General features: G+C 66.0%; 26 protein-coding genes. 17 read left to right on the forward strand and 9 right to left on the reverse strand.

All coding sequences use genetic code 11. The annotated features are described in order from the left end of the window. The first annotated feature begins 254 nt into the window (after window positions 1-254). The 6 genes from ACSFCA_RS01115 (at window position 255) to adk (ending at window position 4,077) form a co-directional block, all read left to right on the forward strand. Entirely contained in the window at window positions 255-887 is a 633-nt protein-coding gene (locus tag ACSFCA_RS01115; protein ID WP_042674017.1) for a MotA/TolQ/ExbB proton channel family protein, read from the forward strand. Window positions 888-898: 11 nt separating this feature from the next. Next, window positions 899-1,324 carry an ExbD/TolR family protein gene (locus tag ACSFCA_RS01120; protein ID WP_373423637.1) on the forward strand — a complete coding sequence of 142 codons (426 nt, stop codon included), beginning with the start codon at window positions 899-901 and terminating at the stop codon, window positions 1,322-1,324. Then, window positions 1,325-2,353 (forward strand): tetraacyldisaccharide 4'-kinase, encoded by a 1,029-nt coding sequence (gene lpxK, locus ACSFCA_RS01125; protein ID WP_435458343.1) that lies wholly within the window; start codon window positions 1,325-1,327, stop codon window positions 2,351-2,353. Further along, the gene (locus ACSFCA_RS01130) at window positions 2,334-2,516 is read left to right on the forward strand and encodes a Trm112 family protein (protein WP_093056575.1); all 183 of its coding nucleotides are present in this window, start codon (window positions 2,334-2,336) and stop codon (window positions 2,514-2,516) included. Before lpxK ends, ACSFCA_RS01130 begins: the two co-directional genes overlap by 20 nt. Next, entirely contained in the window at window positions 2,513-3,286 is a 774-nt protein-coding gene (gene kdsB, locus ACSFCA_RS01135) for a 3-deoxy-manno-octulosonate cytidylyltransferase (RefSeq protein WP_435458344.1), read from the forward strand. Before ACSFCA_RS01130 ends, kdsB begins: the two co-directional genes overlap by 4 nt. A 134-nt stretch (window positions 3,287-3,420) precedes the next feature. Further along, window positions 3,421-4,077: an adenylate kinase gene (gene adk, locus ACSFCA_RS01140; RefSeq protein ID WP_435458345.1), complete on the forward strand. Its 657-nt coding sequence runs from the start codon at window positions 3,421-3,423 to the stop codon at window positions 4,075-4,077. Between the two features lie 48 nt (window positions 4,078-4,125). Here adk and ACSFCA_RS01145 read toward each other — a convergent pair whose 3' ends face one another. After that, entirely contained in the window at window positions 4,126-5,091 is a 966-nt protein-coding gene (locus tag ACSFCA_RS01145; protein ID WP_435458346.1) for an asparaginase, read from the reverse strand. Between the two features lie 73 nt (window positions 5,092-5,164). On the opposite strand from ACSFCA_RS01145, the gene lexA reads away from it, so the two are divergent. The 9 genes from lexA to ACSFCA_RS01190 all read left to right on the forward strand — a co-directional run bounded on the left by lexA (window position 5,165) and on the right by ACSFCA_RS01190 (window position 14,288). Further along, entirely contained in the window at window positions 5,165-5,848 is a 684-nt protein-coding gene (lexA, locus tag ACSFCA_RS01150; protein ID WP_013541704.1) for a transcriptional repressor LexA, read from the forward strand. A 138-nt stretch (window positions 5,849-5,986) separates the two neighbouring features. Then, a complete protein-coding gene (locus ACSFCA_RS01155; protein WP_435458347.1) occupies window positions 5,987-6,352 on the forward strand; it encodes a hypothetical protein in 366 nt (121 codons plus the stop codon). 90 nt (window positions 6,353-6,442) lie between these two features. Further along, window positions 6,443-7,450 (forward strand): D-2-hydroxyacid dehydrogenase family protein, encoded by a 1,008-nt coding sequence (locus tag ACSFCA_RS01160; RefSeq protein ID WP_093056570.1) that lies wholly within the window; start codon window positions 6,443-6,445, stop codon window positions 7,448-7,450. Then, on the forward strand, window positions 7,447-8,604 hold the full coding sequence (locus tag ACSFCA_RS01165) for an MFS transporter (RefSeq protein ID WP_435458348.1): 1,158 nt from the start codon (window positions 7,447-7,449) through the stop codon (window positions 8,602-8,604). Before ACSFCA_RS01160 ends, ACSFCA_RS01165 begins: the two co-directional genes overlap by 4 nt. A gap of 156 nt (window positions 8,605-8,760) precedes the next feature. Further along, entirely contained in the window at window positions 8,761-10,281 is a 1,521-nt protein-coding gene (locus tag ACSFCA_RS01170; protein ID WP_258354504.1) for a 3-hydroxyacyl-CoA dehydrogenase, read from the forward strand. Between the two features lie 9 nt (window positions 10,282-10,290). After that, window positions 10,291-11,070, forward strand: coding sequence for an oxepin-CoA hydrolase, alternative type (locus ACSFCA_RS01175; RefSeq protein WP_258354503.1), 780 nt, complete (start codon window positions 10,291-10,293; stop codon window positions 11,068-11,070). A 61-nt stretch (window positions 11,071-11,131) separates the two neighbouring features. After that, a complete protein-coding gene (locus tag ACSFCA_RS01180) occupies window positions 11,132-11,851 on the forward strand; it encodes a Crp/Fnr family transcriptional regulator (protein ID WP_237680243.1) in 720 nt (239 codons plus the stop codon). 30 nt (window positions 11,852-11,881) lie between these two features. Then, window positions 11,882-12,988 (forward strand): phosphotransferase, encoded by a 1,107-nt coding sequence (locus ACSFCA_RS01185; protein ID WP_258354502.1) that lies wholly within the window; start codon window positions 11,882-11,884, stop codon window positions 12,986-12,988. Window positions 12,989-13,016: 28 nt separating this feature from the next. Further along, window positions 13,017-14,288 carry an acyl-CoA dehydrogenase family protein gene (locus ACSFCA_RS01190; protein ID WP_093175711.1) on the forward strand — a complete coding sequence of 424 codons (1,272 nt, stop codon included), beginning with the start codon at window positions 13,017-13,019 and terminating at the stop codon, window positions 14,286-14,288. An 84-nt stretch (window positions 14,289-14,372) separates the two neighbouring features. Here the strand turns inward: ACSFCA_RS01190 and ACSFCA_RS01195 are convergent, their stop codons facing one another. The 5 genes from ACSFCA_RS01195 to ACSFCA_RS01215 all read right to left on the reverse strand — a co-directional run bounded on the left by ACSFCA_RS01195 (window position 14,373) and on the right by ACSFCA_RS01215 (window position 19,872). After that, window positions 14,373-14,855 (reverse strand): GNAT family N-acetyltransferase, encoded by a 483-nt coding sequence (locus ACSFCA_RS01195; RefSeq protein ID WP_435458349.1) that lies wholly within the window; start codon window positions 14,853-14,855, stop codon window positions 14,373-14,375. Then, a complete protein-coding gene (gene glmM / locus ACSFCA_RS01200; protein WP_435458350.1) occupies window positions 14,852-16,189 on the reverse strand; it encodes a phosphoglucosamine mutase in 1,338 nt (445 codons plus the stop codon). The genes ACSFCA_RS01195 and glmM overlap by 4 nt, the downstream gene beginning before the upstream one ends. Beyond that, on the reverse strand, window positions 16,186-17,004 hold the full coding sequence (folP, locus tag ACSFCA_RS01205) for a dihydropteroate synthase (protein ID WP_435458656.1): 819 nt from the start codon (window positions 17,002-17,004) through the stop codon (window positions 16,186-16,188). The genes glmM and folP overlap by 4 nt, the downstream gene beginning before the upstream one ends. Window positions 17,005-17,119: 115 nt before the next feature. After that, window positions 17,120-19,036, reverse strand: a complete 1,917-nt coding sequence (ftsH, locus tag ACSFCA_RS01210) for an ATP-dependent zinc metalloprotease FtsH (RefSeq protein ID WP_093056561.1) — start codon at window positions 19,034-19,036, stop codon at window positions 17,120-17,122. Between the two features lie 167 nt (window positions 19,037-19,203). Then, window positions 19,204-19,872 carry an RlmE family RNA methyltransferase gene (locus ACSFCA_RS01215; RefSeq protein WP_258354499.1) on the reverse strand — a complete coding sequence of 223 codons (669 nt, stop codon included), beginning with the start codon at window positions 19,870-19,872 and terminating at the stop codon, window positions 19,204-19,206. Between the two features lie 33 nt (window positions 19,873-19,905). Here ACSFCA_RS01215 and ACSFCA_RS01220 point away from each other — a divergent pair, with 33 nt between their 5' ends. After that, on the forward strand, window positions 19,906-20,385 hold the full coding sequence (locus ACSFCA_RS01220; RefSeq protein WP_093056559.1) for a YhbY family RNA-binding protein: 480 nt from the start codon (window positions 19,906-19,908) through the stop codon (window positions 20,383-20,385). Window positions 20,386-20,387: 2 nt separating this feature from the next. Continuing rightward, the gene (locus ACSFCA_RS01225; protein ID WP_435458351.1) at window positions 20,388-21,146 is read left to right on the forward strand and encodes a glycosyltransferase; all 759 of its coding nucleotides are present in this window, start codon (window positions 20,388-20,390) and stop codon (window positions 21,144-21,146) included. Between the two features lie 31 nt (window positions 21,147-21,177). Here ACSFCA_RS01225 and ACSFCA_RS01230 read toward each other — a convergent pair whose 3' ends face one another. The 3 genes from ACSFCA_RS01230 to ACSFCA_RS01240 all read right to left on the reverse strand — a co-directional run bounded on the left by ACSFCA_RS01230 (window position 21,178) and on the right by ACSFCA_RS01240 (window position 23,018). Beyond that, window positions 21,178-21,594 carry a DUF4149 domain-containing protein gene (locus ACSFCA_RS01230; protein ID WP_435458352.1) on the reverse strand — a complete coding sequence of 139 codons (417 nt, stop codon included), beginning with the start codon at window positions 21,592-21,594 and terminating at the stop codon, window positions 21,178-21,180. 11 nt (window positions 21,595-21,605) lie between these two features. Then, window positions 21,606-22,082 (reverse strand): transcription elongation factor GreA, encoded by a 477-nt coding sequence (greA, locus tag ACSFCA_RS01235; RefSeq protein ID WP_056581276.1) that lies wholly within the window; start codon window positions 22,080-22,082, stop codon window positions 21,606-21,608. A gap of 66 nt (window positions 22,083-22,148) precedes the next feature. Continuing rightward, entirely contained in the window at window positions 22,149-23,018 is an 870-nt protein-coding gene (locus ACSFCA_RS01240) for a Kdo hydroxylase KdoO (protein WP_435458353.1), read from the reverse strand. Window positions 23,019-23,023: the final 5 nt, after the last annotated feature.

Here is a 23,023-nt window from a genome sequence, read left to right on the forward strand (position 1 = left end):
AGACCCCGGTGCGGGGCAGGCGCACGGTTTCTCGTGCAAGCCATTGATTTCATTGAAAAAAGTGCTGCTCAAAATTCAGTCGATCTAGCGGAAAGGCCGCCCCATGCGGGTCCGGATGAGTTGCGCAGCAGGTTAATCACAAAGTTATCCACAGAATCTGTGCGTCCTTGCCGACACAAAAACAAGGCGCGTGCCGATGGTGGGCTCAGTGGATAATCGCCGCGCATTTGCAGTCTACGGGCCGGAGGATTTTCTTGTTTTCCATCATAGTTGCCGCGGGTTGGCCAATCTGGCCCTTGCTCGCTTGTTCAGTCATTGCGCTCGCGCTGGTTATAGAACGTTTCACGAGTCTCAAGACCGTGAGGGTACTGCCGCCGAAGCTGCTCGACGAAACCATCACCGTGTCGCACGGCGCCATTCCCGGCCCGGACATCGTGACCAAACTTGAACGCAACTCGATGCTCGGCCAGGTGCTGGCCGCAGGCCTGCGAGCGTTGAACGCCAATCCGCGCTGCACCGAAGACGACCTGCGCGCCGCCATGGAGGCCTCCGGCCGCACCGTGGCGCACAAGCTCGAGCGCTACCTGCCTGCCTTGGCTACCATCGCGTCGGCAGCCCCGCTGCTGGGGCTGCTGGGCACGGTGATCGGCATGATCGAGATCTTCGGCTCGCAGTCGCCGGGCAGCGGCGCTGTCGGCTCGGGCAACCCTGCGCAACTGGCGCACGGCATCTCGATCGCGCTCTACAACACGGCCTTCGGCCTGATCGTCGCCATTCCGACGCTGATCTTCTGGCGCTATTTCCGCAGCCGGGTCGACGAATACCTGCTGAATCTCGAACTCTCAGGCGAGCGTTTTGCCCGCCACCTGAACGCCCTGCGCAAATGACCCGCGCCCGCATGCAGTTCCGCCACGGCGCGCGCGACGAGCCGGAGATCAACCTGATCCCGTTCATCGACGTGCTGCTGGTGATCCTGATCTTCCTGATGCTGTCGACCACCTACAGCAAGTTCACCGAGATGCAGCTGCGGCTGCCAACGGCGGACGTCGATGCGCAGCGCGACTACCCGAAGGAAGTGATCGTGGCGGTGTCGGCCGACGGCCGCTACTCGATCAACAAGAACCCGGTGGCCGACCGCAGCGTGGAGACCGTGACGGCCGCCCTCGCCGCAGCGGCCACCGGCGGCAAGGACAGCGTGGTGATCATCAGCGCCGACGCGACCAGCCCGCACCAGGCGGTGGTGACGGTGATGGAGGCCGCGCGCCGCGCCGGCCTGATGCAGATCACCTTCGCCGCACAGTCGACGGCGCAAGCCGGGCACTGAGTGCCTTCCGACGGCAGCAGCGGCAGCACGGGTTCGCCGTCGGCCTCGCGGCTGCAGAACGCCTGGTTGAGCCGCGGCCCTCTGGCTTGCCTGCTGTGGCCGCTGTCGCTCATCTACGCTGCGCTTTTCGCCGCGCGTGGGTGGCTCTATCGCGCGGGATGGCTGCGGACCGAGCGTGTGCGCGTCCCGGTGATCGTGGTTGGCAATGTGATTGCAGGCGGGGCCGGCAAGACTCCAGTCGTGATGGCCGTTGTGCGACATCTGCAAGAGCGGGGATTTCGGGTCGGCGTGGTGTCGCGCGGCTACGGCCGCCGCACCGATGACTGCCGCGAAGTGCTCGGCGACAGTGATCCGCAAGATGTGGGAGACGAACCCGCGCTGATTCACCATGCCACGAAGGCGCCGGTGTTCGTTGCACGCCAGCGCATCGATGCCGCGCGCGCCTTGCTCGAGCGGCATCCGGCCACGCAGGTCATCGTGAGCGACGATGGTCTGCAACACTTGGCGCTTGCGCGCGACATCGAGATCTGCGTGTTCGACGACCGGGGCATCGGCAATGGCTGGCAACTGCCCGCAGGTCCGTTGCGCGAAGCCTGGCCACGCCGCTGCGATCTGGTGCTGCACAGCGGGGCACGGCCGGCCTTTGCCGGGGGCCATACGGCCACCCGGGCTCTCGCGCACGATGCGGTGGGCAGTGACGGGAAGCGCGTGCCATTGGCCGCCCTTGCCGGCCAGCCCGTGACAGCACTGGCGGCCATCGCACGGCCCGAGGCCTTCTTCGACATGCTGCGCGCGCGCGGCCTGAAGCTCGCCAACACCATCACACTGCCCGATCACTTCGATTTCGAGGATTGGCAGCGCCCCGCAGACACGGCGAGCACCCTCGTCTGCACCGAAAAAGACGCCGTCAAACTGTGGCGCAAGGTGCCCGATGCGCTGGCCGTGCCGCTGGAGTTCGCGCCCTCCGCGGAATTCTTCGCCGCGCTCGACGCAAAGCTATCATCGCTCGATGGATATCAAGCTGCTTGAACTGCTCGTCTGCCCCGTCACCAAAGGGCCGCTGACCTGGAACCCCGAGAAGCAGGAGCTCTGCTCGCGCAGCGCGCGCCTCGCCTATCCCGTGCGCGACGGCATTCCGGTGCTGCTCGAAAACGAAGCACGCACGCTCTCCGACGAAGAGCTCGGGCTGTGAGCTTCACCGTTCTGGTGCCGGCGCGCCTGGCGTCGACACGGCTTCCCAACAAACCCCTGGCCGACATCGCCGGCGTGCCCATGGTGGTGCGCGTGGCGCAGCGCGCCAGCGAATCCGGCGCGGCGCGCGTGGTGGTCGCTGGCGACGACCCGTCGATCATTGCGGCATGCCAGGCGCACGGTGTCGAGGCCATCCTCACTCGTCAAGACCATCCCAGCGGCACCGACCGGCTGGCCGAGGCATGCGAACTGCTGGGCCTTGACGGCGACGACATCGTCGTCAACGTTCAAGGCGACGAGCCGCTGATCGACCCCGCGCTGATCGACGCCGTGGCATCCACGCTGGCCACCCATGCAGAAGCCGCGATGAGCACGGCCGCCCACGAAATCGACTCTGTCGACGACTTCATGAACCCCAACGTAGTGAAGGCCGTGCTGGACGCGCAAGGCAACGCCATGTACTTCAGCCGCGCACCAATCCCTTGGTGGCGTGACGGCTCCGCCAATGGCGCGGCGCCTGCGGTGCTGCCTACCCCTGCCCCGCTGCGTCACATCGGCATCTACGGCTATCGCGCGGGCTTCGTGCGACAGTTTCCCTCGCTGCCACCGGCTCCCGTCGAGGCGACCGAGGCACTCGAACAGCTGCGCGCGCTGTGGCACGGCCATCGCATCGCGGTGTACGTGAGCCATGTTGCACCCGGACCGGGCATCGACACGCCCGAAGACCTGGCGCGCGTGCGCGCCGTCTTCGCCGCCGCGCCTCCCGCCTGAGGCGCTCCCATGCCTGCGCGGGCGGTGGAAATTCTTCGAGGGCACGCGTGCTATCCTCGACGCAACTCCGCCTTGCCCAGCCCTCGGGCCGACGCTCGGCGCGACACAAAATCTAAGAACCGTCCGAGGACACCATGAGACTAATTTTGCTGGGCGCGCCCGGGGCGGGCAAAGGCACGCAAGCGGCCTTCATCTGCCAAAAATACAGCATTCCCCAGATTTCGACCGGCGACATGCTGCGCGCTGCTGTCAAGGCCGGCACGCCGCTCGGGCTGCAAGCCAAGGCCGTCATGGACGCAGGCGCCCTGGTCAGCGACGACCTGATCATCAATCTCGTCAAGGAACGTATTGCGCAGCCCGATTGCGCAGCCGGCTTCCTGTTCGACGGTTTCCCGCGCACCATCCCCCAGGCCGACGCTATGAAGGCGGCCGGCGTCAAGCTCGACTACGTGCTCGAAATCGACGTGCCCTTCAGCGACATCATCGAACGCATGAGCGGCCGCCGCTCGCACCCGGCCTCGGGCCGCACCTACCACGTCAAGTTCAATCCGCCCAAGGTGGAAGGTAAGGACGACGTCACTGGTGAAGACCTGATCCAGCGCGAAGACGACAAGGAAGAAACCGTGCGCAAGCGGCTCGACGTGTACAGCCAGCAGACGCGGCCACTGGTCGACTACTACTCCGCCTGGGCCAAGACCGACCCAGCCGCCGCGCCGAAGTACCGCGCCATCAAGGGTGTGGGCACGGTCGACGAGATCACGCAGCGTGCGCTGGCTGCACTGAGCAGCTGATCCCGATCTGATTCCCGAAACCGCCCCTTCAACGGGGCGGTTTTGTTTTCACCCCAGTAGTTCCAGCATCAGCGCGATGCGCGCCTTCGCGGGTGTCAGCGCGCCCGCATCACGGAGCTGGTCCCCGGCCTTCGGCAGGATGCGTCCGTTCGCGCAACGCGTGGCTCGAACCACCGCAACGCCCGCGTCCTGCGCCTTGAGCGCTGACGCTTCCAACGCATGGTGCAGGGTGCCGTTGCCGGTGGCGGCGAGCACCAGCCCGCGCACGGGCCCGGCAGCGCCGTGCTGCAGCAGGGCTTCGATCACAGCTCCGCTGACGCCGGCATGGCTCACGACGATCTCGACGCGGGGCCACTGCACGGAGGTCGCCTCGAAGAGCTTCGACGCCTGCGACGCCGATCCCTCGGGCCACTCCCGGACACGGCGCACCTCTCCTTCTTCGACGTAGCCGACCGGCCCCGCATCGCCTGAAGCAAAGGCATCGAGCCGATAGGTGTGCACCTTCTGGATATCGACGCCACTGTGGATAGCGCCGGCGCACACCACGGTCACGCCCCGTGCGCCTTCCGTCGCGGCGACGCTGACGGCGTCGCGCACGTTCTGCGGTCCGTCGGGCGCCAGCGCGGTGGCCGGGCGCATCGCACAGGTGAGCACCACGGGCTTGGACGGAGCCAGCACAGAGTGCAGGAAGAACGCCGTCTCTTCGAGCGTGTCGGTGCCATGCGTGATCACCACGCCCGCCACGTCGGCCTGGGCCAGCCAATGCGCACAGCGCCGGGCCAGCTGCTGCCAGATGTCGAACGACATGTCCTTGCTGTCGACCTGCGCCACCTGCTCTGCTTCCAGCGATACACCCTGGGGCGCCTCGATCCCGCCCAACAGATCGGCCACGCCCACCTGCCCGGCGGTGTAGCCGATGTTGTCGCCGCTGCTGGCTGCCCGGCCGGCAATGGTGCCGCCCGTTCCCAAAACCACCACACGACGGCGCACTTCAGGCGAAGAGGAATTGACCATGGCTTGTCAACTTTTAAAAACTGGTTAAAAATACAGGTACTGGATATCTAGCCAGTGCCGCAAGGAACCACATATGCAGTTCGCCGTGAAGCTTACAGCCCGCCAGCAGCAGATCCTGGATCTCATCCAGAGCGCCATCGCACGCACTGGTGCGCCACCCACGCGCGCCGAAATCGCCAATGAGCTCGGGTTCAAGTCGGCCAACGCCGCCGAAGAGCACCTGCAGGCGCTGGCACGCAAGGGCGTCATCGAACTCGTCAGCGGCACCTCCCGCGGCATCCGCCTCAAGGGCGACGCCCTGCGCTCTCTCAACGAAACGCGTCATCGCGAAGGTGGCCAGTTCTCGCTCTCGCTGCCCGGCATGGCCCAGCTGGCGCTGCCGCTCATTGGCCGCGTCGCAGCCGGCTCCCCCATCCTGGCGCAAGAACACGTCGACCAGACCTACTACGTCGAGAACACGCTGTTTCAGCGCCAACCCGACTATTTGCTCAAGGTGCGCGGCATGTCGATGCGCGACGCCGGCATCATGGACGGCGACCTGCTCGCGGTGCAGGCCACCAAGGAAGCGCGCAACGGCCAGATCGTGGTTGCGCGCCTGGGTGACGAAGTGACCGTCAAGCGCCTGAAGCGCAACAAGCAGGTCATCGAACTGCACGCCGAAAACCCCGACTACCCGACCATCATCGTCCAGCCGGGCGAGCCTTTCGAAATCGAAGGCCTCGCGGTTGGCCTCATCCGCAACACCATGCTGATGTAGGCCTCGCGGCCTGCTTTCCGCAGCACCCCATCCGGCAGCGACAGGTGGCGGGCGTATGGCGAAGAGTCGCCATCACCCTGTCGCGGCCGATTCAAGAAATCCTGCCTGTGTTCAACCTCATACTTTTTTGGAGTTCACATGGGAATCGCCCTCCTCGCCATCGCTGATTTCTGGATGCCGCTGCAATCGCTGGCCAGCCGCCTGATGCCGGCGCGCCGCCCTCACCGCAGGGATCGCCTCGACGCAGCCGAAACCTCGGCCGGATTGCGCTATGTAGCAGTGCGCCCTGCCTGCACCGCCCGCTCCAGCGGCACTGCAACGCCCACAGCCCCAGCGCGTCCGTTGCGCGTGGTCCGCGTGGTCGACGGCAAGGGCCAGCAGCACAGCAACCGCGTCGTGATCTCTGGTCGCATGGCCGACGTCTGCGCCGAACTCGACCGGCTGGCAGCGCTCGAAACCGCCGAAACCATGGCCACGCCCCCGCGTTCAACACGCCTGCATTGAGCCCGAACACCCCTGCGAGCGGCTGTGGGGGCGGGTATCCAAACGTTCACGGGCACGACATTCCAATGCTGCGAGGCACAATGGCACGCCATGAACATTGTGATCCTCGACGATTACCAGGACGCCGTGCGCAAATTGCGCTGCGCCGCCAAGCTGGACGCGTACGCGGCCAAGGTCTACACCAACACGGTGAAGGGCATCGGGCAACTGTCGGTCCGCCTCAAGGATGCCGACGTGATCGTGCTGATCCGCGAGCGCACCCATATCTCGCGCCAGCTGATCGAGAAGCTGCCCAAGCTCAAGCTCATCTCGCAGACCGGGCGCGTCGCCGGGCACATCGACGTCGCGGCCTGCACCGAGCGCGGCGTGGCGGTGGCGGAAGGCTCGGGCTCTCCGCAGGCGCCTGCGGAGCTCACTTGGGCGCTCATCATGGCTGCCATGCGCCGGCTGCCCCAGTACATCAGCAACCTCAAGCACGGTGCATGGCAACAGTCAGGCCTCAAGTCGGCCTCGATGCCGCCCAACTTCGGGCTCGGCTCGGTGCTCAAGGGCAAGACGCTGTGCATCTGGGGCTATGGCCGCATCGGCCAGTTGGTCGCGCGCTATGGGCAGGCCTTCGGAATGCAGGTCGTGATCTGGGGCCGTGAAGCCAGCTGCGCCAAGGCCCGCTCCGACGGCTTCCAGGTCGCGCAGAACCGTCACGAGTTCTTCGCCGCTGCAGACGTGCTGTCGGTGCATCTGCGGCTCAACGAAGAAACCAACGGTCTCATCACGCTGGAAGACCTCTCGCGCATGAAGCCGACTGCGTTGTTCGTTAACACCTCGCGCGCCGAACTGGTCGAAGCCGACGCCCTGCTCGCCGCACTCAACCGCGGCCGCCCCGGGCTGGCAGCCATCGACGTGTTCGAGAGCGAGCCGCCGCTGCAAGGCCATGCGCTGCTGCGCCTCGAGAACTGCATCTGCACGCCGCACATCGGCTACGTCGAGCAGGAAAGCTACGAAAGCTATTTCGGGCAGGCCTTCGACAACGTCGTGAGCTACATCAACGGCAACCCCACGAACATCGTGAATCCCGGCGCGCTGCAGGTCCGCCGGTGAGCCGGCCGGCGCCACAGGGTGCGCTCTGGGCGCTGCTCGTTGGCAATTTCGTGATTGGCACGGGCGTGATGGTGGTGCCCGGCACGCTCAATGAAATCAGCACATCGCTCTCGGTCACGGTCGCCACCGCGGGGCAACTGATCACGGCCGCCGCGGCGGTGATGTGCATCGGCGCTCCGCTGCTGGCCGCCGCAGTGGCGGGCTGGGACCGCCGGCAACTGCTGGCCATCACCCTGCTCTGGTACGCCGCCGGCCACGTCCTCTGCGCGCTGATGCCGAGCTTCGGCGCCCTGCTGCCGGTGCGCATGCTCACGGTGATCGCGCCGGCCATCTTCACGCCCCAGGCTGCGGCCTGCGCCGGCATGCTGGTGCCGCCCGAGCATCGCGGACGCGCCGTCACCTTCGTCTTCCTCGGCTGGTCGATGGCATCGGTGCTGGGCCTGCCCATCGGCGCGCTGATCGGCGGGCATCTGGGCTGGCGCATGGCTTTCATGGCAATCGCGGCACTCAGTGTCGCGAGCGCGACATCGATCTGGCTCACCTTGCCGGGCGGCATCCGCCCTGCCGCGTTGACCGCCGAAGCATGGTTGCGCGTGTTGCGCAGCCCGGTGCTGATGGGCATCGTGTCGGTCACGGCGCTGCAGGGCGCCGGCCAGTTCGTGCTGTTCAGCTATTTCGGTCCGATCCTCAAGCAGAGCTTCGGTGCCGACGCCACCACACTGAGCGTGATGTGGGCGCTGTTCGGCGTTTGCGGGCTGGTCGGCAACATGGTGGTCAGCCGGTACATCGACCGCGTGGGCGCCGGCCGCATGGTGCTGATCACGACCGTGCTGATCGCTTCGAGCCTGCTCGTGTGGCCGCTGGCCTCCACGCTCGCCTGGCTGGCCGTTGTGCTCGTTCCCTGGGGTCTGGGTTGCTTCGCCACCAATTCGGCCCAACAGGCCCGGCTGGTGGGCCTGGCGCCCGCACTCGCGCCGGGCTCGGTGGCGCTCAACAGTTCCGGCATCTATACCGGCCAGGCCGTGGGCGCTGCGCTCGGCGGCTGGCTGCTCGCCAACGATGCGGGCGCCTGGATGAGCTGGGCCGGCCTGGGCCTGGTGCTGATCGCCATTGCGCTGAGCGTGGCCATCGACCGCAGCCGCCGCACGGCCTGAAAACGCCTCCGCGTAAAACCCGTCACGCCCCATCCGCGCGGGACTGCAAAATCGAAGCCTTCGACAGCAGCATCTGCTCGGCACCTGCTTCGACACCTACTTTGGCGCCTGCACGGCAGGCCCGGATACCACCCAACCAGTGAAAATCTCCAGCAAATGACAGTGAACTACTCCCGAATCGGCGTCATCGGCGCCGGCGCCATGGGTCGCGGCATCGCGCAGATTGCCGCCCAGGCGGGCAGCGAAGTGCTGCTGCTCGACAGCTTCGCGGGCGCCGCCGAACGCGGCCGCGAAGCCCTCGTCGCCCAATGGAACAAGCTGCACGAGAAGAACAAGATCGACGCCGCCACGCGCGATGCCCAGATCGCCCGCGTCAAGGCCGTCGATTCCATCCAGGCGCTGGCCGGCTGCGATCTTGTGATCGAAGCCGTGGTCGAAGATCTGGAAATCAAGCGCAAGCTGTTCCGCGAGCTCGAAGGCGTGGTGGCCGAGACCGCCACGCTGGTCACCAACACTTCTTCGCTCTCGGTGACGGCGATCGCGGCCGGGCTCAAGCGCCCCGAGCGCATCGCGGGCTTCCACTTCTTCAACCCCGTGCCGCTGATGAAGGTGGTCGAGGTGGTCGCGGGCTTCAAGACCGCGCCCGAGGTCTGCAAGCAACTGGCCGACTATGCGGTGCAGATGGGCCACAGCGCCGTACAGGCACAAGACACGCCCGGCTTCATCGTCAACCACGCGGGCCGCGGCTACGGCACCGAGGCGCTGCGCATCGTCGGCGAAGGCGTGACCGACTTCGTGACGGTCGACCGCATCCTCAAGGACCAGGCCGGCTTTCGCCTCGGCCCGTTCGAGCTGTTGGACCTGACGGCGCTCGACGTGTCGCACCCGGTGATGGAGTCGATCTACCACCAGTACTTCGAGGAGCCGCGCTTCCGCCCGAGCGTGATCACCGCGCAGCGCCTGGCAGCCGGCGCCCTGGGCCGCAAGACCAACGAGGGCTTCTACCGCTACAACGACGGCGTGATGCAGCAGACGCCCGAGGCGCCGCCGCCAGTGGTCGAGGGCACGCCCTCCGTCTGGGTCTCGCCGCGCGCAGCACGTCGCGCCGAGCTGCTGCGCCTCGTGAACACGCTGGGCGCGCAGATCGACAGCGGCGCCACGGCCGCGCCGCATTCGCTGATCCTGGTTGCGCCGCTGGGCTTCGACGTGACCACGGTCGCCGCGGTCGAGCGCCTGGACGCCACGCGCACCATCGGCATCGACATGCTGATCGACGACGCCGCCACCAAGCGCCGCGTACTCGCCACCAACCCCGCCACGCGCCGCGACATCCGCGACGCCGCGCACGCCCTCTTCGCCCGCGACGGCAAGGCCGTGAGCGTGATCCGCGACAGCGGCGGCTTCGTCACGCAGCGCGTGATCGGCACCATCGTCAACATCGCCACCGACATGTGCCAGCAGCGCGTGTGCACGCCGGCCGACCTCGAAACCGCGGTGCAGCTGGGTCTCGGCTATCCGCGCGGCCCGCTCGCCATGGGCAACCTCTACGGCCCGACCAACATGCTCGAAGTGCTGTTCAACCTGCAGACGGTCTACGGCGACCCGCGCTATCGCCCGAGCCCGTGGCTGCGCCGCCGCGGCGCGCTGGGCCTGAGCCTGCTGCACGAAGAAGAATAAAAACAAGCCATGACCGCCGAACTCAAAAGCACAAGCGAAGGCAGCACCATGGTGCTGACGATCGCCAACCCCACCCAGCGCAACGCACTGGGCCCCGAGATCTACGCCGCTGGCATCGAGGCGCTTAACGGCGCCGAGAACAGCGCCGAGATCCGCAGCGTCGTCATCGTGGGCGAAGGCTCATGGTTCTGCGCCGGCGGCTCGCTGCAGCGGCTGCTGGCCAACAGGCAGCTCGACCGCTCGGTGCAGGCCGAGAGCATCGAGGGCCTGCACAACTGGATCGATTCGATCCGCACCTTTCCCAAGCCGATCATCGCGGCTGTCGAAGGCGCGGCGGCCGGCGCCGGCTTCTCGCTCGCGCTGGCCTGCGACTTCGTGGTTGCGGCGCGCGACGCGGTGTTCGCGGCCTCGTACAGCAACGTGGCGCTGTCGCCCGACGGCGGCCTGAGCTGGCACCTGGGGCAGCAGCTGCCGCGCCAGCTGGCGAGCGAATGGCTGATGAACGGCGAGCGCATCGGCGCACCGCGCCTGCATGCGCTGGGCCTCGTCAACGAACTCACCGAAAACGGCCAGGCGCTCGCGGGCGCGTTGGCCCTGGCCACCCGGCTCAACGCGCGCGCACCGAATTCGCTGGCCAGCATCAAGGAACTGCTCAGCGAGGCACGGGGCGCCACGCTGGCTTCGCAGCTCTCGCAGGAGCGCGACCATTTCGTGCGCAACCTGCACCATGCGAACGCGGGCATCGGCATCGCCGCGTTCCTCGAGAAGAAGCCGCCGCAGTACGAGTAACGCCAAATGGCGTCGCTCCCGTGACACCCCCCAGCTTTTCAGTCGCCGAGAGGACAGACCAATGGACGACCCCATTCTTACCATCGAAGAACGTGAAGCGATCAACAGTGGTCGCTGGTTTTCTTCTCTATCTCCATCGCTACGGCACGACATCCTCCGATGCGCCTTTGTCAAACGCTACAAGGACGGCGACCTGATCGCTGCCCGCGGCGACCCGCCCGACCACTGGATTGCCTGCGCCAAGGGCGCGGTGCGCGTCAGCTCGACGGCCGTCTCGGGCAAGCAGGTGACGCTGACCTACGTGGAGCCGGGCATCTGGTTCGGCGACGTGGCGATGTTCGACGGGGATCGGCGCACGCACGACACCTACTCGCATGGCGACAGCACCATCCTGTGCGTGGCGCGGGCCGACTTCCAGAAGATCCTTGCCTCGCATGTGGAGCTGTACGAAGCGCTGATGCGGCTGCAGGCGCGCCGCATCCGCACGCTGTTCGGGCTGGTGGAAGACCTCAACACCCTGCCCCTGCGGGCAAGGCTGGCCAAGCAACTCATTCACCTCGTGCGCAGCTATGGCGTGCCGAACCTGGAAGACGGCAGCCAGATGCGCATCGGCCTGCAACTGGCGCAGGAAGAACTGGCGCAGCTGCTGGGCGCGTCGCGCCAGCGGGTCAACCAGGAACTGAAGACCATGGAGCGCGAGGGCACCATCCGGATCGAGCCGGGCGGCCTTGTGGTTCTGGACCGCGCGGCGCTGATGCGCGTCTCGGAAGCTGAGAACTAGAACACGGACAGACAGACAAGACCCACCGACATGAGCCAGGACTTCTCCAACTTCATCGGCACCCGTGCCGTCTCGCAACAGCACGCTTTCGATGTCGATGCGCTCGCGGCCTGGCTCGAAAAGAACCTCGACGGTTTCAAGGGCCCACTGACGGTCGAGATGTTCAAGGGCGGCCAGTCGAACCCGACCTACAAGCTCGTCACGCCCTCGCAAAGCTACGTGATGCGCGCCAAGCCCGGCCCGGTCGCCAAGCTGCTGCCCTCGGCCCATGCGGTAGAGCGCGAATTCAAGGTCATGAGCGGCCTGGCCGGCACCGACGTGCCGGTGCCACGCATGCATTGCCTATGCGAAGACGAAGCCATCATCGGCCGCGCCTTCTACGTCATGGAGTTCATGCAGGGCCGCGTGTTGTGGGACCAGTCGCTGCCCGGCTTCAGCAACGCCGAGCGCGCGGCTTACTACGACGAGATGAACCGCGTGATCGCGGCGCTGCACACGGTCGACTTCGCCGCCCGCGGCCTGGCCGACTACGGCAAGCCCGGCAACTACTTCGAGCGCCAGATCGGCCGCTGGAGCAAGCAGTACAAGGCCTCGGCCGATGGTGCCGGCGAGCTCTCGCAGCCCATCGAGGCCATGGAGCGGCTGATCGACTGGCTGCCCGCCCACATGCCGGCGAGCGCACGCGACGAAAGCAAGGTGTCGATCGTCCACGGCGACTACCGCCTCGACAACGTGATGTTCCACGCCACCGAGCCGCGCATCATCGCGGTGCTCGACTGGGAACTCTCCACGCTGGGCCATCCGCTGGCCGACTTCAGCTACCACTGCATGTCCTGGCACATGCCGCCCAGCACCGGGCGCGGCATCGGTGGTGTAGACCTCGTCTCGCTGGGCATTCCCACCGAGAGCGAATACATCCGCCGCTATTGCGAACGCACCCGCATCAGCACGCCCGAAGCACTGGCGCCCGACTGGAACTTCTACCAGGCCTACAACCTGTTCCGCATGGCCGCGATCCTGCAAGGCATTGCCAAGCGGGTCGAGGCCGGCACCGCGTCGAGCGAACAAGCCGCGGCCTCGGCCCGCGGCGCACGCCCCATGGCCGAAATGGCCTGGCAGTTTGCCCAAAAGGCATAAGCCGCCCCACACCCACCAGGAGACGAAGATGGATTTCGAATACTCGGCCAAGACCAAAGACCTGCAGAAACGCGTCAAGGCGTTCATGGACGACCACATCTATCCGGCCGAAGCCGAGTACCACGCCGAACTGGCTGCCAACACGGTCGCCGGCAAGCGCTGGTCGGCCCTCAAGACGGTCGAGAAGCTCAAGGACAAAGCCAAGGCCCAGGGCCTGTGGAACCTGTTCCTGCCGGTCGACAGCGCCGCCGCCTCGGGCTATGAAGGCGCGGGCCTGACCAACCAGGAATACGCCCCGCTGGCCGAAATCATGGGCGCGGTGCCGTGGGCGAGCGAAGCCTTCAACTGCTCGGCGCCCGACACCGGCAACATGGAGACCATCGCACGCTACGGCTCGGACGAGATCAAGGCACGCTGGCTCAAGCCGCTGCTCGAAGGCCAGATCCGCTCGGCCTTCGCGATGACCGAGCCCGAAGTGGCATCGAGCGACGCCACCAACATCTCCACGCGCATCGAACGCCAGGGCGACGAGTACGTCATCAACGGCCACAAGTGGTGGATTTCCGGCGCGGCCGATCCGCGCTGCGCGGTCTTCATCACCATGGGCAAGAGCGACCCCGACGCGCCTCGCCATTCGCAGCAAAGCATGATCGTGGTGCCGGCCGACGCCAAGGGCATCCGCATCGTGCGCCCGCTCAACGTGATGGGCTACGACGACGCGCCGCACGGCCACGTCGAGATGTACTTCGAGAACGTGCGCGTGCCGGCCGGCAACATGCTGCTCGGCGAAGGCCGCGGCTTCGAAATTGCGCAAGGCCGCCTTGGCCCGGGACGCATCCATCACTGCATGCGCCTGATCGGCCTGGCCGAGCGCGCGCTCGAACTGATGTGCAAGCGCGCCTCGTCGCGCGTGGCCTTCGGCAAGACCGTGGCCTCGCAGACCGTGACGCAGGAACGCATCGCCGAAGCCCGCTGCAAGATCGACATGGCCCGCCTGCTCACGCTCAAGGCCGCATGGCTGATGGACGTGGCCGGCAACAAGGTCGCCAAGAACGAGATCGCCATGATCAAGGTCGTCGCACCGTCGATGGCCTGCCAGGTGATCGACTGGGCCATGCAGGTCCACGGTGGCGGCGGCATGTGTGACGACTTCCCGCTGGCAGCAGCCTATGCCGGCGCGCGCACGCTGCGCTTTGCGGATGGTCCGGACGAAGTGCACCGCAACGCGATCGCCAAGTGGGAACTGGGTAAGTACGCGCCGAACAAGGCCGACGCTGAAATGCCGGTGACGCGCTTCTGATCTGTGTCTTGCCCCCTGTCCCCCCTGGGGAGAGGGCTGGGATGAGGGCCGACGGCGATCGATTCGCCCCGGCCCTTTTTCTTTTCAGAGCTTCTTCTGAAGGAAGACAGCGCTCCCGAACGCTGGATCGAGCTGGTAGCCCATGAACCCTTCGCGCTCGTAGGCGCGCAGCGCGGGCGCGTTGCCCGAGAGCACTTCAAGCGTGAGTTTGCAGGCACCGCGCCTGTGCGCCTCCTGCTCCACCTGCGCAAACATCTTCTGCGCCACGCGCCGCCCACGGTGGCTGGGCAGCACGACCACATCGTGCACGTTCACCAGCGGCTTGCAGGCGAAGGTCGAGAAGCCCTCGATGCAGTTGATCAGGCCTACGGGCTGCCCACCGTCGTAAGCCAGCACGCTGAAGGCCTGGGGACGCGCCGCCAGTGCCGCGGGCAGGTTTTTGCGCACATCGGCATCGAGTGGCGTGCCGCCGCCGGCCGGGTCGCTGGCATAGGCGTTGAGAAGATCCACCAGAGCGGCAGCCTGCGCGGCGTCGCGGTAGTCCACCACGAAGGTTTCGATGCTCATTTCGCTGGCTCCAGCGTGGCGGCGAGGCGCTTGGCGCACGACTCGGACTGCTTCGCATCGCGCGCCTCGACCATCACACGCACCAGCGGCTCGGTGCCGCTCGCACGGATCAGCACGCGGCCGCTGTCGCCGAGTTCGGCCTCGATGCGCTTCGTTTCGCTTGCGAGTTCCTTGTTGTCTTTCCAGTCCTGGTCGGGCGCGAGGCGCACGTTGATCAGCGTCTGCGGGAACAGCGTGACGCCTTCGAGCAACTGCGCCACGGTCTTGCCGCTGCGCACGCAGGCCTGCAGCACCTGCAGTGCACTCACGATGCCGTCGCCAGTGGTGTGGCGGTCGAGTGCCAGCAGATGGCCGGAGCCCTCGCCACCCAGCAGCCAACCGCGCTTGTCGAGCTCTTCGAGCACGTAGCGGTCACCGACCTTGGCGCGCACGAACTCGATGCCGTGCCCGCGCAACGCGACTTCGACGGCCTTGTTGGTCATGAGTGTGCCAACCACGCCCACCGGCTTTTCGCCGCGCGCAATACGCTCGGCCACCATGAGGTAGAGCAGTTCGTCGCCGTTGAACAGCCGCCCGCTGGCATCGACCAGCTGCAGGCGGTCGGCGTCGCCATCGAGGGCAATGCCGTAGTCCGCCCGCTGCGTCGTCACCGCGGCCACCAGGGCCTCGGGATGCGTGGCGCCGAAGCCCTTGTTGATGTTGAGCCCGTCGGGCGAAACGCCGATGCTGGTCACTTCCGCGCCCAACTCGTGGAACACGTTGGGCGCCACCTGGTAGGCCGCGCCGTGCGCCGCGTCGATCACCAGCTTCATGTCGCGCAGCGTCAGGTCGTTGGCGAAGGTGCTCTTGCAGAACTCGATGTAGCGGCCCGGCGCGTCGTTGAGGCGGCGCGCCTTGCCGAGATTGGCGGAGTCCACCCACACCGGCGCTTCTTCCAGTACGGCTTCGACGGCCAGTTCCCAGGCGTCGTCGAGCTTGGTACCCTGCGCGCTGAAGAACTTGATGCCGTTGTCGGGGTAGGCGTTGTGGCTCGCGCTGATCACCACGCCGAGGCTCGCGCGCTGGGCGCGCGTGAGGTAGGCCACGCCGGGCGTGGGCAACGGGCCGAGCAACACCACGTCGACACCCGCCGAGTTGAAGCCCGACTCCAGCGCCGATTCGAGCATGTAGCCCGAGATGCGCGTGTCCTTGCCGATCAGCACCGTAGGGCGTGACTGGGTCTTCTTGAGCACGCGGCCCACGGCGTGCGCGAGGCGCAACACGAAATCTGGCGTGATGGGCGCCTGGCCGACCGTGCCGCGAATGCCGTCTGTGCCGAAATATTTGCGAGTCATGGTGTTGATGTCTGCTCTTGTGTTTGTTGTTGTGACTCTTGCGCCTTCATGGCGCGCCATACCGCGAGCGCGGCAACCGTATCGCGCACGTCATGCACGCGCACCACGGCCGCCCCCCGGTCCACCGCCAGCACGGCAGCAGCGACGCTGGGCACGATGCGCTCGCCCGCCGCCTCGATGCCGGTGACCGCGCCGATCGACGACTTGCGCGACCAGCCCAGCAGCAGCGGGTAGCCGCCGGCGAGCAGTTCACGCTGCCGCGCCAGCAAGGCGAAATTCTGCGCCACCGTCTTGCCAAAGCCCACGCCGGGGTCGAGTGTGATGCGCGAATGGTCGACCCCCAGCGCGTGCAGAAGTTGCACCTGCGTCGTGAGGAAAGACAGCACCTCGGGGATCACATCGCCCGCCATGGGCACGGCCTGCATGGTCTGCGGGTCGCGGTGCATATGCATCAGGCAGACGCCGCACAAAGGGTGTGCCGCAACGGCCTCGCGCGCGCCCGGTTGGCGCAGCGCCCAGATGTCGTTGACGATGTCCGCGCCCAGGTCGAGCACCGCGCGCATCACCTCCGGCTTGTAGGTGTCGATGGAGATCGGCACGTTGAGCTTCACCGCCTCGCGTACCACGGGCAGAACGCGCGCCAGCTCGGCGTCGAGCGGTATCGCGGGGCTGCCGGGGCGGGTCGATTCGCCGCCGATGTCGAGGATGTCGGCGCCCTCTTTCAGCAACTGCTCGCAGTGCTGCAGCGCCGCCTGGGTAGAAGCGTGGGCACCACCGTCGGAGAACGAATCGGGCGTGACGTTGACGATGCCCATCACGCGCGGCTGCGCGAGGTCGATGCGAAAGCGCGAGGTCTGCCACACCCCGCCGGATGGCGCCCCATGGAAAACGGGGCCAGAGGCCCCGTTGTTGCTTGATGCCAAGTCCACCTCAGGCCGCAGTGGGCGCCGGGTCAGGGTTGACTGCCGGCGTACCGCCGCTGCCACCACTGCCCGAAGGCGGGATGCGCGGCGTCCAGTCCTTGGGCGGGCGCGGCGCACGGCCGGCCATGATGTCGTCGAGCTGTTCGCTGTCGATGGTTTCCCACTCGAGCAGCGCCTTGGCCATGGCGTGCATCTTGTCGCTGTTCTCTTCGATCAGGCGGCGCGCCAGGGCGTACTGCTCGTCGATGATGCGGCGCACTTCGGAGTCGACCTTTTCCATGGTCTGCTCGCTCATGTTGGTCGTCTTGGTGACCGAGCGGCCCAGGAACACTTCGCCTTCGTTCTCGGCGTAGACCATCGGGCCCAGCGCGTCGGTCATGCCGTAGCGCGTGACCATGTCGCGAGCGATGGAGGTCGCGCGCTCGAAGTCATTGCTCGCGCCGGTGGTCATCTGGTGCATGAACACTTCTTCGGCAATGCGGCCACCGAACAGCATGCTGATCTGGTTCAGCATGTACTCACGGTCATAGCTGTAGCGGTCCTGCGCTGGCAGGCTCATGGTCACGCCGAGGGCGCGGCCACGCGGAATGATCGTGACCTTGTGGACCGGATCGCACTTGGGCAGCAGCTTGCCGATGAGGGCGTGGCCGGACTCGTGGTAGGCCGTGTTGCGGCGCTCTTCCTCGGGCATGACCATGCTCTTGCGCTCGGGGCCCATGAAGATCTTGTCCTTGGCCTTCTCGAAGTCCTGCATCTCGACGACGCGCGCATTGCGGCGGGCGGCCATCAGGGCGGCTTCGTTGCAGAGATTGGCCAGATCGGCGCCGGACATGCCAGGCGTGCCACGGGCGATCACGCTCGGGTTCACGTCCTGGCCCAGCGGAACCTTGCGCATGTGCACGCCGAGAATCTGTTCGCGGCCGCGGATGTCGGGCAGCGTGACGTACACCTGACGGTCGAAGCGACCGGGGCGCAGCAGTGCGGCGTCCAGGATGTCCGGGCGGTTGGTGGCTGCCACGACGATCACGCCGAGGTTGGTTTCGAAGCCGTCCATCTCGACCAGCATCTGGTTGAGCGTTTGTTCGCGTTCGTCATTGCCGCCGCCGAGGCCGGCGCCGCGCTGACGGCCCACAGCATCGATTTCGTCGATGAAGATGATGCAAGGCGCGTTCTTCTTGGCGTTCTCGAACATGTCGCGCACACGGGCCGCGCCCACGCCGACGAACATTTCAACGAAGTCGGAACCCGAAATCGAGAAGAAAGGCACCTTGGCTTCGCCGGCGATCGACTTGGCCAGCAGCGTCTTGCCGGTGCCCGGAGGGCCGACCAGCAGCAAACCGCGAGGAATGCGGCCGCCGAGCTTCTGGAAGCGCTGCGGGTCTTTCAGGAAGTCGACCACTTCACGGACTTCTTCCTTGGCCTCGTCGCAGCCCGCGACGTCGGCAAAAGTGACCGTGTTGTTGTTCTCGTCCATCATGCGGGCCTTGCTCTTGCCGAAGCTGAACGCCCCGCCCTTGCCGCCGCCCTGCATCTGTCGCATGAAGTAGATCCAGACGCCGATCAGCAGCAGCATCGGGCCCCAGCTGACCAGCAGCGTCATGAGCAGCGAGCTCTCTTCGCGCGGCTTGACGTCGAACTTGACGTTGTGGTCGATCAGGTCGCCCACGAGGCCGCGGTCGAGCACCGTGGCGGTCGTGCGGATCTTGCGATCGTCATTGGTGACTGCGACGATCTCGCCGCCGGCCGCGCCCTCGGGAATGACGGCGCTCTTGACCTGGTTGTTGCGGACCTGGTCCAGAAACTCGGAGTAGCTGACTGTCCCCGAGCCGACGCCACCGCGGGTGTCGAACTGCTTGAACACAGTGAACAACACCATGGCAATGACGAGCCATACGGCAACTTTGGAAAACCACTGATTGTTCAAACGAAGCTCCAGGCTAAAGCGCGTGACAGTTAAATGAAAAAACGCGCTGTGGGTACGCAATTGCGCCCCATTTTAGGCTTTTCAAGCTGCGAAAAGCGGGCATTTCCCTAATGCAGCCATAGCCTGACAAGGGTTTGCGCCACAAACGCACCCTCGGCGGCAAGGTATCAAGGCGTATCCGGGGCCTTCAGGCCCATGCCGACCAGGAAGGTCTCGGCCGATTTGTCCCGCGACGCCTTGGGTTTGAAGGGCTTCACGATGCGGAAATTCGCCTTGAAGAGCTTCACCAGCTCGTCGTAGCCACCGCCGTGGAACAGCTTGGCCACCAGCGCCCCCTCGGGCTTCAGGTGGTGCTGGGCAAAGTCGATGGCAAGCTCGATCAGGTGCGCCACCCGGGCGGCGTCGGCTGAATGGATGCCCGACAGGTTGGGTGCCATGTCCGACACCACCAGGTCGGCCTTGCGGCCTGCCAGGACGCCCAGCAACTGTTGCAGCAGCGCATCTTCGCGGAAATCCCCCTGCAGGAAGGTCACGCCCTCGATGGGCTCCATCGGCAGGATGTCGAGCGAAACGATGGTGCCGTTCAGCTCGCCAGCTGCGGCGCCGCCGGGCGACATGCGCCGGCGCAGGTACTGGCTCCAGGCGCCGGGGGTGGAGCCGAGGTCCACCACCAGCTGGCCCGGCTTGACGAGACCGAGCGACTCATCGATTTCCTTGAGCTTGTAGGCGGCGCGCGCGCGATAACCCTCCTTGGTGGCGAGCTTCACGTAGGGATCGTTGATATGGTCGTGAAGCCACGCTTTATTGACTTTTTTGCTTTTGGCTTTGGTGCTCATGAGGGTCTTCGTGTACGCGTCGATAATACGGGGATGCCCGCCATTCAACTTACCCCTGCCGAGCGCAAGGTGCACCGCGCCGAAGCTCACCACCTGGATCCGATCGTCATGGTCGGTGGAGACGGGCTCACCCCTGCCGTAAAAAAAGAAGCCGACGCGGCACTCAAGGCCCATGGCCTGATCAAGATCCGCGTCTTCTCCGACGACCGCCTCGCCCGCGACGCCATGCTGCGCGAGCTGTCCGACGAGCTCGATGCCGCCCCCATCCAGCACATCGGCAAGCTGCTGGTGCTGTGGCGCCCGAAGCCCGAAAAAGAGCGCGTGGTCGATGAAGACCGCATGCCCGGCCCGCGCGACGTGAAGATCGTCAAGTACAGCAAGCGCGGCGGCCAACGGCCTGAAATCAAGACCCTGCGCGTGCTCGGCAACCAGCGCCTGACCCCTGGCGGCACCATCAAGCGCGCCAAGGCAAAACGGCCCCTGTCGGCCAAGAAGCGCAACCAGGCGGACTGAGCTTGGTGGCAGCGCAAGGCGCCCAGCGCCATATTCTCTGCATGAAGTGGGGCACGAAATACGGCCCCGAATACGTCAACCGCCTCTACGCGATGGTCCGCCGCAACCTCAGTGGCGACTTCAAGTTCGTGTGCCTGACCGACGATGGCAACGGCGTTCGCCCCGAGGTGACCTGCCTGCCGATTCCGCCGCTCAACCTGCATCTGGCCCCCGGCCAGCGCGATGGCGCCTGGAAGAAGCTCACGACCTTCGAGCAGGACCTGCACGGCCTGCGCGGTCCCGCCCTCTTCCTCGACCTCGACGTGGTCGTGGTGGGCAGCCTGGACGCCTTCTTCGAGCAACCCGGTGAATTCCTGATCATTCACGACTACGCTCGCCCCTGGCGGCGCGAGCGAATCACGGGCAATTCGTCGGTCTACCGCTTCGAGCTGGGCGCCCACGCCGACGTGCTGGCGTATTTCCGCGCCAACATTGACAAGGTTCAGGCCGAATACCGCAACGAGCAGGCCTACCTGTCGGACGTGCTCCACAACCAGGGCAAGCTGGCTTACTGGCCCGACGCCTGGTGCCCGAGCTTCAAGTATCACGGCATCCCGACTTGGCCGACCAACTACTGGGAAGAGCCTTTCGTGCCCGAGGGCGCACGCATCATGGTGTTCCATGGCGAGTGCAATCCGCCGGACGCGCTGGCGGGCCGCCGCAACCGGGCCTTCCGGTTCATCCGGCCGGCGCGCTGGGTCGCGAAGTACTGGAAAGAGTAAGCACGGAGGCGGCAGCTGCCGCCTCTGCCATTCAGTCTGGCTTGCGGGCGCTCATGCGCCAGAGCAGCACGCCGACGCACACCCACTGCACAAGGTACATGCCGCTGCCCACGGCGTGCCACAGCTTGAGGTTCTCGCGCGCCAGGATGCGTGGCGCCACGGCGTACTGCTGCAGCAGCGCCAGCAACAGCGCTCCCAGGATGAAGAAGATGGCTGTCATCGCTGGCCCGCTCATGCGATCGTCAGCCTTGGCCCTGAAATGGATCAGCAGGATCAGCCCGCAGCCGATCGCGATCCAGCTTTGCGCCTCGAACAGCTGCGCCGCGAAATTACCAGCCACCGACGGGTTGCCGAGCCTGGCGAACAGCATCGGCACCACCAGGAAACCGATCGTGGTGAGGCTGCCCCACCAGAAGGCGGCCAGCATCAGCGCAATGCGGTCTTTCATGGGTCGAAGAATCAGAGGTAGCGAACGGCCACGATCTCGTAGCGCTTGAGGCCGCCAGGGGCCTGCACTTCGGCGGTGTCGCCCTCTTCCTTGCCGATGAGAGCGCGCGCGATCGGGCTGGAAATGTTGATGAGGCCGAGCTTCAGGTCGGCTTCGTCTTCGCCGACGATCTGGTACTTCACGGCTTCGCCGCTTTCCTCTTCCTCGAGTTCGACGGTCGAGCCGAACACCACCTTGCCGCCGGCATCGAGCTCGCTCGGGTCGATGATCTGCGCGGCCGACAGCTTGCCTTCGACTTCCTGGATGCGGCCTTCGATGAAGCCCTGGCGGTCCTTGGCGACTTCGTATTCGGCGTTTTCGCTCAGGTCGCCCTGGGCGCGTGCTTCGGAAATCGCATTGATGACCCAGGGACGGTCTACCGTCTTGAGCTGATGCAGTTCGGCGCGCAGTTTTTCAGCGCCGCGCTTGGTGATGGGGATGGTTGCCATGTTGTTGGTTCTCCATAAAGCGAAACCGCCGAACGCTGCCGTTCGGCGGTCGATTGAGGGAATTGATCAGACGAGTGTGCGTCCGGTCAGCCGGCTCAGGATGGCGAGCGGGCTCGATTCGGGATTGTATTGCTTGGAAGCGGCCAGATGAAGGGTCTGCTCGAGCATGTACTGGCCCGCCATCACGGCGTGCGAGGTCTGGTCCGAGAAGCACACCCACACCGAGCCCGGCGGGAATTTGGCGGTTTCCTGCGGCGAGTTTTCCTGGTATGCCATGTCCGACTTCATGCCGTCGTGCAGCTGCAGCATCAGGTGGTCGTACTCGCTGCGGAACGACTTGGTCACGCGCAACGCGCGCAGCAGCTTTGCCTGCCAACGCACATAAGGCTTGGCACGCGGCAGGAAGCGCTTGGCAACGTCCTCGAACGGCTCGCCCACGCGCCACACGCGCGGCGCGCCTTCAGGGTTGACATTGGTGAAGACGCGCAGGATGCGCTCGCCGTAGTTGGGACGCGACGGGAATGAGTCGACGTGCAAACGCCGGTCATCAGCACGCCACGACTGCACCCGCGTCTCGACCTTCGCTGGCCGGTAGCTGGTGGGCGCCAGCCGCAAGGCCGGCGTGTAGTGCGGCAGCAGCCCATGAATCAGCTGCGTGGCCTGCGCCCGAAAGCGCCCCACCATCGCGGCCGCCATGCGCTGCACCGCCTTGTCGCCGACTGCTCCCTTGAGCTTGCCATTGGCGTCGAGGCTGATGTTGCGCACGTCGGGCGACAGCAGGCTGGGCGTGAGCAGGCTGCGCTCTTCGGGCAGAAGCTCGAAGCCCAGGCGCGGAAAGTACAGCACCTTGCCCGCTTCGAGTTCCGCGATCCACGCCTCGTTGGGCGTGGCCGCGTTCCAGTCCGTCAGGTCCAGTTCGACGAGCTGCGTTTCCATGATGA

This window comes from Variovorax multivorans, assembly GCF_051216835.1.
Lineage (GTDB): Bacteria > Pseudomonadota > Gammaproteobacteria > Burkholderiales > Burkholderiaceae_C > Variovorax.

Bases quoted from the DNA above. Each gene is read 5' to 3' on its own strand.
- ACSFCA_RS01195 (WP_435458349.1), bottom strand. From the start codon at position 14,855: ATGAGCATCGAAACCTTCGTGGTGGACTACCGCGACGCCGCGCAGGCT.
- ACSFCA_RS01120 (WP_373423637.1), top strand. From the start codon at position 899: ATGCAGTTCCGCCACGGCGCGCGCGACGAGCCGGAGATCAACCTGATC.
- ACSFCA_RS01155 (WP_435458347.1), top strand. From the start codon at position 5,987: ATGGGAATCGCCCTCCTCGCCATCGCTGATTTCTGGATGCCGCTGCAA.
- ACSFCA_RS01230 (WP_435458352.1), bottom strand. From the start codon at position 21,594: ATGAAAGACCGCATTGCGCTGATGCTGGCCGCCTTCTGGTGGGGCAGC.
- ACSFCA_RS01145 (WP_435458346.1), bottom strand. From the start codon at position 5,091: ATGGTCAATTCCTCTTCGCCTGAAGTGCGCCGTCGTGTGGTGGTTTTG.
- ACSFCA_RS01215 (WP_258354499.1), bottom strand. From the start codon at position 19,872: ATGAGCACCAAAGCCAAAAGCAAAAAAGTCAATAAAGCGTGGCTTCAC.
- ACSFCA_RS01220 (WP_093056559.1), top strand. From the start codon at position 19,906: ATGCCCGCCATTCAACTTACCCCTGCCGAGCGCAAGGTGCACCGCGCC.
- ACSFCA_RS01130 (WP_093056575.1), top strand. From the start codon at position 2,334: ATGGATATCAAGCTGCTTGAACTGCTCGTCTGCCCCGTCACCAAAGGG.
- ACSFCA_RS01190 (WP_093175711.1), top strand. From the start codon at position 13,017: ATGGATTTCGAATACTCGGCCAAGACCAAAGACCTGCAGAAACGCGTC.
- ACSFCA_RS01170 (WP_258354504.1), top strand. From the start codon at position 8,761: ATGACAGTGAACTACTCCCGAATCGGCGTCATCGGCGCCGGCGCCATG.
- adk (WP_435458345.1), top strand. From the start codon at position 3,421: ATGAGACTAATTTTGCTGGGCGCGCCCGGGGCGGGCAAAGGCACGCAA.
- lexA (WP_013541704.1), top strand. From the start codon at position 5,165: ATGCAGTTCGCCGTGAAGCTTACAGCCCGCCAGCAGCAGATCCTGGAT.
- ACSFCA_RS01160 (WP_093056570.1), top strand. From the start codon at position 6,443: ATGAACATTGTGATCCTCGACGATTACCAGGACGCCGTGCGCAAATTG.
- greA (WP_056581276.1), bottom strand. From the start codon at position 22,082: ATGGCAACCATCCCCATCACCAAGCGCGGCGCTGAAAAACTGCGCGCC.
- ACSFCA_RS01180 (WP_237680243.1), top strand. From the start codon at position 11,132: ATGGACGACCCCATTCTTACCATCGAAGAACGTGAAGCGATCAACAGT.
- ACSFCA_RS01240 (WP_435458353.1), bottom strand. From the start codon at position 23,018: ATGGAAACGCAGCTCGTCGAACTGGACCTGACGGACTGGAACGCGGCC.
- ACSFCA_RS01185 (WP_258354502.1), top strand. From the start codon at position 11,882: ATGAGCCAGGACTTCTCCAACTTCATCGGCACCCGTGCCGTCTCGCAA.
- folP (WP_435458656.1), bottom strand. From the start codon at position 17,004: ATGGGCATCGTCAACGTCACGCCCGATTCGTTCTCCGACGGTGGTGCC.
- glmM (WP_435458350.1), bottom strand. From the start codon at position 16,189: ATGACTCGCAAATATTTCGGCACAGACGGCATTCGCGGCACGGTCGGC.
- ACSFCA_RS01175 (WP_258354503.1), top strand. From the start codon at position 10,291: ATGACCGCCGAACTCAAAAGCACAAGCGAAGGCAGCACCATGGTGCTG.